Annotated in this window: 9 protein-coding genes and 1 riboswitch; of the genes, 5 read left to right on the forward strand and 4 right to left on the reverse strand. The window is 63.7% G+C overall.

The features are described 5' to 3' along the window. The first annotated feature begins 265 nt into the window (after positions 1-265). Complete coding sequence (locus tag QM590_RS25315; RefSeq protein WP_269596836.1) at positions 266-1,249, forward strand: hypothetical protein; 984 nt, start codon at positions 266-268, stop codon at positions 1,247-1,249. Here QM590_RS25315 and QM590_RS25320 read toward each other — a convergent pair. The 4 genes from QM590_RS25320 to QM590_RS25335 all read right to left on the reverse strand — a co-directional run bounded on the left by QM590_RS25320 (position 1,231) and on the right by QM590_RS25335 (position 4,910). Continuing rightward, a complete protein-coding gene (locus QM590_RS25320; RefSeq protein WP_269596835.1) occupies positions 1,231-1,662 on the reverse strand; it encodes a GNAT family N-acetyltransferase in 432 nt (143 codons plus the stop codon). The two genes, QM590_RS25315 and QM590_RS25320, sit on opposite strands and share 19 nt — an antisense overlap. 275 nt (positions 1,663-1,937) lie before the next feature. Then, a complete protein-coding gene (locus QM590_RS25325; RefSeq protein ID WP_269596834.1) occupies positions 1,938-2,357 on the reverse strand; it encodes a TIGR03668 family PPOX class F420-dependent oxidoreductase in 420 nt (139 codons plus the stop codon). A 15-nt stretch (positions 2,358-2,372) separates the two neighbouring features. After that, positions 2,373-3,752 (reverse strand): putative bifunctional diguanylate cyclase/phosphodiesterase, encoded by a 1,380-nt coding sequence (locus QM590_RS25330; RefSeq protein ID WP_269596833.1) that lies wholly within the window; start codon positions 3,750-3,752, stop codon positions 2,373-2,375. 93 nt (positions 3,753-3,845) lie between these two features. Continuing rightward, on the reverse strand, positions 3,846-4,910 hold the full coding sequence (locus QM590_RS25335) for a LacI family DNA-binding transcriptional regulator (RefSeq protein ID WP_269596832.1): 1,065 nt from the start codon (positions 4,908-4,910) through the stop codon (positions 3,846-3,848). A 47-nt stretch (positions 4,911-4,957) separates the two neighbouring features. On the opposite strand from QM590_RS25335, the gene QM590_RS25340 reads away from it, so the two are divergent. The 4 genes from QM590_RS25340 (at position 4,958) to QM590_RS25355 (ending at position 9,170) form a co-directional block, all read left to right on the forward strand. Continuing rightward, entirely contained in the window at positions 4,958-6,157 is a 1,200-nt protein-coding gene (locus tag QM590_RS25340) for an MFS transporter (protein WP_269596831.1), read from the forward strand. 43 nt (positions 6,158-6,200) lie between these two features. Continuing rightward, a riboswitch (cobalamin riboswitch) is annotated at positions 6,201-6,315 on the forward strand. 19 nt (positions 6,316-6,334) lie between these two features. Continuing rightward, entirely contained in the window at positions 6,335-7,363 is a 1,029-nt protein-coding gene (locus QM590_RS25345; protein WP_269596830.1) for an ABC transporter substrate-binding protein, read from the forward strand. Beyond that, complete coding sequence (locus QM590_RS25350; protein ID WP_269596829.1) at positions 7,360-8,385, forward strand: FecCD family ABC transporter permease; 1,026 nt, start codon at positions 7,360-7,362, stop codon at positions 8,383-8,385. Before QM590_RS25345 ends, QM590_RS25350 begins: the two co-directional genes overlap by 4 nt. Continuing rightward, complete coding sequence (locus QM590_RS25355) at positions 8,382-9,170, forward strand: ABC transporter ATP-binding protein (protein ID WP_269596828.1); 789 nt, start codon at positions 8,382-8,384, stop codon at positions 9,168-9,170. The genes QM590_RS25350 and QM590_RS25355 overlap by 4 nt, the downstream gene beginning before the upstream one ends. Positions 9,171-9,238: the final 68 nt, after the last annotated feature.

The following is a 9,238-nucleotide window of genomic DNA, read 5'->3' on the forward strand; positions in this document are numbered from 1 at the left end:
TGAGCTCGGCGTGTCGAACCAAGGACCGGATCAACCGTTATTCAGACAGTCCCACTCAATGCGACCTTCAGTGGCCTTTTCGCCAGTCAATGGCACATCGAGTGGACCTCGGGTCGAGTGCGGGCAGCGGCTTGCCGAGTGCACTCGATCTTGGTGAGGCGCTCGTGGGCGGAGTTTGTCCACAGGACGTGAGTTATCCACAGGGCAATGTGTTTCCCATCGTCGTGTCGGATTCGGGGTTTCTGGATTGTGCATCATCAAGGGCATGAAACGGGGTGGACCACGAATCGATGCGAAGGTGATTGCGGCCGCGTCCGATCGCGGTTTCATGAGGACAGCGCATCTCCTCGAGCTCGGGGTGGCGTCGAAGACAATCGTTCGACGCACCCAGCCGGACGGCAGCTGGTCACGGGCACTACCTGGGTTGGTGTTCTTGAAGAATCGCTCGCTGACGCCGATGGAGCGCGCCACCGCGGTGGCAATTTACTGCGGCAAAGATGCTGTCATCAGCGGTCGGGCAGGGTTGGCGTTGCATGGACTGGGCACGTCGGGCTCGTTGGACGAGACTTTCGCCCTGATTCCCGAGCCGCAACATCGGAAGTCCGTGAACTTCGCGGTGGTGGAGCGAACGTGGCGTATGCCGACGGCGGAGATGAAGTCGGGACTCCGCGTTGCGCCGATCGTTCGGTGCTTGTGCGATGCGGTTCGACGAATGAAGAATGCCGAGCAGTGCATGGCGCTGATTGCCAATGTCGTGCAGCGAGGCGCGGCCACCGTGGATGCGATCATGAAGGAGCTCGACGCCGGTAGTACACGAGGAACGGCGATGCCACGACGGGTGTTGCGGGAGTTGGCAGCCGGCGCGCATTCCGTTGCCGAAGCCCAGGCCCAGAAGCTGTACGCGCGCAGTGGACTTCCGCCGATGCAGCACAACGTGGTCGTCCACGACGAGCGGGGAAAGTTCTTGTTGATCGCTGACAATTGGCTCGACGACGTGGCATTGGATTGGGAGATCGATTCGCTGGAGCACCACCTCTCGCCTGCGGCACACAAGGCGACGGTGGCGCGTCGTGAACGAGCGCAGAATGCCGGCCTCATCGTGGTGACACATCTGCCGAGTGATATTCGGGATGATCCGGAACGCGTATTGGCCGACCTTCGGGCGCGCTACGAGCAGGCCAAGGCTCGACCGCGCCCGAACGTCACGGTCCGACCACGAGCGGATCAGACTTATCGCCGGTCGGGCTGATACACCCAGACCATGTGCTCGCCGGTCTCGGACGCAGCGGCGATCGGTTGATCCTCGATCCTGTCCAGAACGAAGCCAAGCCGTCTGGGCACGGCCTGACTTCTGAAATTCGCTGCATCACAATGAATTTCAACTCGGATGATTCCGTCCAGCCTCAAAGCCTCCCGCATGAGCGCCGCGACGGCCTCGCTGATCACCCCACGTCCCTCGGCCCGGGCGTCGAGCCAGTAACCCAATTCGATTCCGTGCGGGCAGATTCGGCGATGCATCCCGATCTTGCCCAGAAATGCGCCGCCTTCGAGGCCGAAGATTCCGTAGTCGAACATCTTCCCGGCATCCCACTGCTCGACGGCGTCGGCGATACGAGCGAGTTGCGCCGACGTTCGTGCAGCTTCGGCCGTCGCCCACCCCATCCAGGGCGAAAGGTGAACGAGATTGCGGCCGATCGATCACGTCGGCAACAGCACAGGCATCATCGGCCTCCTCGCGACGAATGACGAGGCGATCGGTCACAATCCGTTCGGAAGGCGCGTCGTGCATGGTCAGCAGTGTGTCAACAATGCATCCGACTGGCCATCGAATTTCATTGCACTGTCACCCGCCCGCAGTCCACTCGATGTGCCATTGACGGGCGAAAAGGCCACCGAATGTCACATTGAGTGGTCAAAAAGGGGGGCAGGGGGCGGGGTCAGGAAGCCGACCAGGATCTCCAGGACAGTTTGTCGATGATGATGACTGGACCCTCGGGTCTGTTGTTTTTGTATTGACTGTATTTCGCGACCAGGGCGTCGGTGGCCGATGTGCCTTCGGCGCTGGAGGTTTCGGCGATATGGGCGCTTCCGTCGGCGCGGATCCACCAGAGTTGGGACCAGTCGTCGGTGTAGTGGTCGACGATGAGGCTGACGGCGGGGTCGGCGCGGATGTTGTCGAGTCGCTGGAGTTTTCGGGTTGTTTTGGGTTTCCAGTCGATGGCGGTGTAGATGCGGTCGCCGGTGGGGGCGACGGCGAAGACGATCGGTACCAGGTGTGGTGTGCCGTCGGGGTTGATGGTGGAGAGTTGGGCTCGGGGTGCGTCGGTGAAGCGTTGGACTTCGTTGTCGATCTTCACGTTCGGTTCCTCGGGTTATGCGGATTCGCTGTGGGTGCTGTGTCGGGTGATGAATTGTTCGAGTGCCGCAACGGACATGGGGCGTCCGAGTAGGTGTCCTTGGCCGAAGGTTACGCCCATGTCGGTGCAGACCTGGAGTTGTTCCGGTGTCTCGATTCCCTCGATGACGGTGTCTTTGCCGAGGGTGGTGGTGACGTCGACGAGGGCTGTGCAGAGTGTGGTCATGGCGCGGCGTCGGTGCAGGTTGTCGCTGTCGAGGTGTTGGGTCAGCGATTTGTCGATCTTGAGGGTGTCGACAGGGAGGGTGGCGAGTCGTTCGAGGGAGGAGAAGCCGGAGCCGAAGTCGTCGATGGCGATGAGGACGCCGTGGCGTTGGACGTCGCGCAGTTGGTAGTGGACGGCGTCGAGGTCGTGCAGTGTCTGTGATTCGGAGAGTTCGAGGGCGAGCCGGCCGGGTTGGATGCCGTACGTGTCGACGATGTCGATGACGTCGGTGGCGAGGCTTCCGGTGGCGAAGTGGGCTGGGCTGATGTTGACGCCCACTTGGAGGTGGATGTTGCGGGTCTGCCAGTCGGCGATGGTGTGCGCGACCTCGGCGAGAATCCACATGCTCAGCGGGACGATGAGGTCGGAGTCCTCGGCGAGGGGGATGAAGGTGTCGGGCATCAGTAGGCCGAGTTCGGGGTGGTTCCATCGGATGAGTGCTTCGACTCCGACGACCGTTCCTGTCGTGAGCTCGACGATGGGTTGGTAGACCATCGTCAGTTCGCGCTCGACCATGGCGATGCCGCGCAGTCGTTCGATGAGTTCGAGTCGGGTGCGGTTGGTGTGGTGCAGCTCGTCGGTGAAGACGTGGTGTTCGTTGCGTCCGACGGCCTTGGCGGCATGCATTGCTGCGGCGGCGTTGTGAACCAGTTGGGTGGCGCTGATGTCGGTGTCGGTGCTGGAGGCGACTCCGACGCTGGCTGTGAGGGTGAGTTGGCGGTCGCCAAGCTCGAAGGCGGGCTCGAAGATGCTCGCGAAACCGGCAGCCAGGGCGCGCGCGGCTATGGAGTGGGAGCCTCGGGCGATGACGACGAATTCGTCGCCGGTGAGTCGGCCGATGGTGTCGCCGGGGCGGGTGGAGGCAAGGAGGCGATCGGCGATCATGCACAGCAGGTCGTCGCCCTGCGCGGGGCCGAGGGCGTCGTTGAATTCTCGGAATCCGTCGATGTCGACCAGCAGGACACTGAACTGGCGACCCGGGGTGCGTCCGTCGAGCTCGGCGGTGATGAGGGCAAGAATCTCGTCGCGGTTAGGGAGTCCGGTCAACGCGTCGCGCCGGGCTGCGGTTCCGGATGCAGTTCCGGACACGGCGGCGACATGACGGGGCGGCGCGTCGTGCTCTCGGCTCATTGTTCCCCCTCATGGCCGGATAGCCACGAGCGATACTAGCCCACGAGTCTGGTTCAGCGCTATAAACAGGGAACATCCCCTTTTATGAAGCTATTAGATCATGCTCTCCTTGGTTTGTCGGCCATTTGCGCGTCCTGTCGACAATCGTCTTTCGATGCTCCAGATCGCATCGTCCACAGTGTCGCTGAGTCCGAGAACCCACCGGGCCGCCGACCGACCCTGATCGAACAGCGACTGCGCGACGGTGGTCAATCCGGCGTCGGCTGCGGCGGGGGAGTCGTCCCATCCGGTGACGGCCAATTGCTCCGGAACGTTGATTCCGGATGCGGCCGCGGCGTCGAGCACTCCGAGGGCAAGCTCGTCGCTCATCACGAGCAATGTGTCGATGGCATTGTCCTGCAACAACAGTCGGGCGGCTCGGTCGCCTTCTGCGCGGGCGTTGTCGGTGGTGAACAGTGTCGGAACCGTCGACCAGTCGAGTCCGAGCTGCACACAGGCGTCTCGGTAGCCTTCGAGTCGGGCTCGGGTCACCGGCATCGAGATGTCCGACGCGTCCGCGCCACGCACGATCGTCGATTCGCGTCGGGTATCGGGCCGGAGAGCGACGATGGCAGGGCGAGATCGGCTGTTCAACGCGACGGTGGCAACGGTTTCGGCTGCCGCTCGGTCGTCGATGGTGATCCAGTTCAGGCCGGGATGGTCGGGCCCGCCCTGGATGCACGTCGGCCTGCCGGTGTCGACGAGCACGTCGAGCAGGGGGTCGTCGATCTCGGTGGTCCACACGATGTACCCGTCGACCTGTGCGTCTCGGATGCGTGCATTGTCGGTGTCGCGGTGCAGGTTCGGCAGCATGACCAGCGCGGTGTCGGCGTCCAGACATGCTTCGGCGATACCGGACAGAAAGCGTCGAGCCTGGGGATCCTCGAATGCATAGGTGAGCTTCTCGCCGAGGACGACGCCGATGCTGTTGTGCCTGCCACTGCGCAGCGACCGGGCCGTGCGGTTGGGACCGGCGTATCCGAGGGTGGCGGCTGCCTCGTACACCCGATCGCGTGTGGCTGCCGATACCCGGCTCGGTCGGTTGTAGGTGTACGAGACGCTCATGGTGGACACGCCCGCGGACGCTGCGACGTCAGCCATGGTCACCCGAGTGTTCACCGGCCCACTGTAGCGCGCTGTACGGACTGTGTGTAACGATACACAGCATGTCGTCGCCGCTACCGAAACTGCTGGTGCTCGCCGCAGCCGCATTCATCTACGTCACTGCGGAAACACTGCCCGTGGGGTTGCTCCCCGAGATCTCCGGCGACCTCGGTGTCGGCGAATCCGCCGTTGGTCTCCTGCTGACCTTCTATGCGTACGGCGTTGCGGTGATGACGATGCCGTTGATCCGGTTCGTGCGCGAGTGGCCCCGACGGCGTCTCGTCGTCATCACCGTTGCCGCACTGGCACTCTCGCAACTCCTCTCGGCAGTATCGGTCGGATATCCGATGCTGGTGATCTCCCGAATGCTCTGCGCGGCAACGCACGGCGTCTTCTGGGCTGTCGTCGCGCCCGTCGCGGCATCGCTTGCGCTACCGGGTAAGCAGGGCAAGGCCATCGCGACGGTGTACGCCGGTACCTCGCTGGCGTTGGTTGCCGGCAACCCACTCACCGCCGCCCTCGGCCAATGGTTCGGATGGCGGACGGCCGCAACGATTCTCGGTGTCGTCGCCGCAGCAATCGCGGTGGCGCTCTATTTCGTCCTCCCGGCACTACCGGTCACCCGGGCGGCTTCGGAGACGAAAAAGACACCGCGGGTGCTCGACGGCACCCTGGCCGTTCTGTGTGGAGTGACGTTCCTGGCCGTTCTCGGTCATTTTGCCGCGTACACCTACTTCTCGGTGATCGTCGACCGTGCCATCGGGTCGGCCGGCACCACTCTGACTCTGATGTTGATGTTGTACGGGCTGTTCGGAGTGATCGGAATCTGGGTGATCGGCAGAACCTACGACCGGTGGCCTCGGTACTCGACCATCGCCGCTCTGGGCGCAGTGACCGCTGCGGTTGCAGTTCTCTGGTGCACCGTGATCGGAGCGCCGGGCAGCTTGGCCGTGTTCGCGGTCGCTGCGATCGCCCTGTGGGGACTGGCCTTCACCACCCTCCCGGTGTGCATCCAATCGGCAGTGGTCAGAGCGGCGCCGGCCGATGCGGACAAGGCGTCGGCGATCTATGTCGTTGCCTTCCAGTTGGCGATCGCGACGGGAGCCCTGGTGGGCGGTGTGGTGATCGACTTCAGCGGCATCGTGGCCGTCACGGCTGCTGCGACGGCGCTCGTCGCCGCCGCGATGGTCGTGGTCGTGTTGGCACGCAACACCTTTCCGCGCAGCTACGCCCAGGAGCCGGTGGCCGCAGCGACACGCTGACCGTCGAGGTCCCCCGCACGATAGGGTCAGCAAGCGACGAACGAGGGAATCCGGTGCAATTCCGGAGCTGGCGCGCAACGGTGACGGGTGAGAGCTCGAAGTCCGAATGCTCGGACGTCGTGATTCACCTCCATCCGCGGGTCCGCGACACGAGCCCTCAGCAGGAAGCTCTTCACGATGCGTACCACTCTCGCCGTCCTAGGCGCTGTCTCGATCCTCGTCCTCGCCGGTTGTTCGTCCACTGCGACAACCGTCGCGGCCACCCCGACCACCGGAAACTATCCGCTGACGATCGACAATTGCGGCCGCGACGTCGTCGTCGACGCCCCGCCTCAGCGTGCGGTGTCGTTGAATCAGGGTTCGACGGAAATTCTTCTTTCGCTCGGCCTCGCCGACCGGATGGTCGGCACCGCCACCTGGACCGACCCCGTCCGCGCAAACCTCGAATCCGAGAACGCGAAGGTGCCAAGGTTGGCGGACAACAAACCCTCGCTCGAGGTGGTGCTCGACGCCGAGCCCGACTTCGTGTCCGCGTCGTTCGGCGGCACTCTCGGGCCCGGAGGAGTAGCCGACAGGGACCAGTTCGAGCAGCTCGGTGTGCCGAGCTACCTTTCTCCCACCGACTGCAACGGCAAGACCGACGACAGTGTCAACTCCGACGGCGCGCGTACGGCGCCGCTCGAGATCGAGACCGTCTACCAGGAGATTCGCGACCTCGCAGCCATCTTCGACGTGCGTGATCGCGGCGAACGCTTTGTCGGCGAGCTGCAGGATCGCTTCGCGAAAGCATCAGGAGCCGTCGACGCCTCGGGTGTGACGTTGGCGTACTGGTTCGCCGACACCGATACCCCGTACATGGCCGGATGCTGTGGGTCGTCGGGAATCATCACCGAATCCGTCGGTGCCCAGAACATCTACGCCGACACCACCGACGAATGGCCACAGGTCAATTGGGAGAGTGTCCTCGATCGCGATCCCACCGCGCTCGTGCTCGCCGACCTGAGCCGGCGGAGCATCGCCGGTGATGCTCTCGACAGCAAGATCGCCTTCCTGGAATCGAATTCAGTCACCAGTCGGCTCACCGCCGTCGAGGACAAGCGGTACATCGTCGTCAACGGTGCCGACCTCAACCCGTCGATCCGCACGATCGACGGGGTCGAGAAAGTTGCGGCGGCTCTGCAGAACTGGGGATCGACCACCCCATGAGCCGGACAGATCGCGGATTGCTGATCCCGCTTCTGCTCGGTGGCCTCGTGGTGTTGGTGCTCTCGATCGGCGTGGCCGTGACGATCGGCCCCGCCAGCGTGTCGGTATCCGATGTGTATCGAGTGATACTGGGGCACATCGGGATCGGCGCGGCCGAAGTGAGTCGCATCGAGGACGGTATCGTCTGGCAGTTGAGGTTGCCCCGAACATTGCTCGCGGCCATCTGCGGCGCAGGCCTCGCGCTGTGCGGTGCCATCATGCAATCGCTGTTGCGCAACCCGTTGGCCGACCCGTTCGTATTGGGTATCTCGTCGGGCGCGTCCACCGGTGCCGTCGTCGTCGCAGTGCTCGGCGTAGGCGGCGGCGCACTGTCGCTGTCCACCGGGGCGTTCGCCGGAGCGCTGTTGTCGTTCGTCCTGGTGATGCTGCTCGCCGCAGGTGCGGGTGGAGGCAACGACCGCGTCGTACTCGCGGGAGTGGCCGGTACACAACTGTTCTCAGCTCTGACGTCGTTCATCGTCATATCCTCGGCCGATGCCGAACAAACGAGGGGAGTGCTGTTCTGGCTGCTCGGCTTGCTGAGCGGTGCCGACTGGACAGACGTGGCACTGTGCGGTGCTGTAGCACTGTTGGGAATGGTGGTGTGCCTGTTCAACACCTCTGCCCTCGATGCCTTCACCTTCGGGCACGACGCGGCCGCATCGCTCGGCGTTCCGGTGAAATATGTGCGAATCCTGTTGCTGGTCATCACCGCACTGATCACAGCCGCCCTCGTCAGTGCCGCCGGAGCCATCGGATTCGTAGGGCTGGTGCTTCCGCATGCCGCCCGCTTCCTCGTGGGAGCGCGCCACCGAAGACTGCTCCCGACGACGGTGGTGATCGGCGCAATCTTCATGGTCTGGGTCGACACGATCGCCCGAACGGTGTTCGCGCCGCAGGAAATTCCCGTCGGAGTGGTCACCGCTCTGATCGGCGTCCCGGCCTTCGCCCTCATTCTCTTCCGGCTACGGAGGTCCCGATGACACTGCACGCCAAAGACCTTCGATGGACCCGCGGTGGGCATCCAATTCTCGACGGGATCAGCTTCGCGCCGGAACCCGGCGAGACCATCGGCCTGATCGGCCCCAACGGCTCGGGCAAATCGTCGCTACTGCGAATCCTCGCCGGCATCGTCGCCCCCGACAGCGGCGACGTGCTGCTCGACGGAGACAACCTCCGAACACTGCGTCGACGCCGCATCGCCAGACGCGTGGCAATGGTCGACCAACACTCCGACACCGACGTCGACATCAGCGTCCGCGACGTCGTCCGCTTAGGCCGCATCCCACATCACGGCATCCTCGGCGGCGACGCAGCCGACGACGACGCCGCCATCGCACGAGCACTCACCGACACCGCCATGGCATCGAAAGCCACCCGACGATGGCACACCCTCTCCGGCGGCGAACGCCAACGAGTCCAGATCGCCCGCGCACTCGCCCAACAACCCACCGAACTACTGCTCGACGAGCCGACCAATCACCTCGACATACAACATCAACTCGACATCCTCACCCTCGTCGCAGGCCTACCCCTGAGCAGCTACATCGCCCTCCACGACCTCAACCTCGCCGCCATGTTCTGCAACCGCATCATCGTCTTGAACAACGGCGCCATCGTGGCATCGGGAACCCCGAACGAAGTGATCACCGAACACCTGGTGCGCACGGTATACAACGTGCACGCCAGCGTCACGAATGCCGACAATTACCCACAAGTGACCTATCGCCGCCCCACCCCTTCCGCCCCTGGAGTCCACTCGATGTGACATTGACCCCCGAAAGGGACTGTCTGAATAACGGTTGATCCGGTCCTTGGTTCGACACGCCGAGCTCA

Origin of the sequence: Rhodococcus sp. IEGM 1372 (assembly GCF_030056835.1) — a bacterium.
GTDB lineage: Bacteria > Actinomycetota > Actinomycetes > Mycobacteriales > Mycobacteriaceae > Rhodococcoides.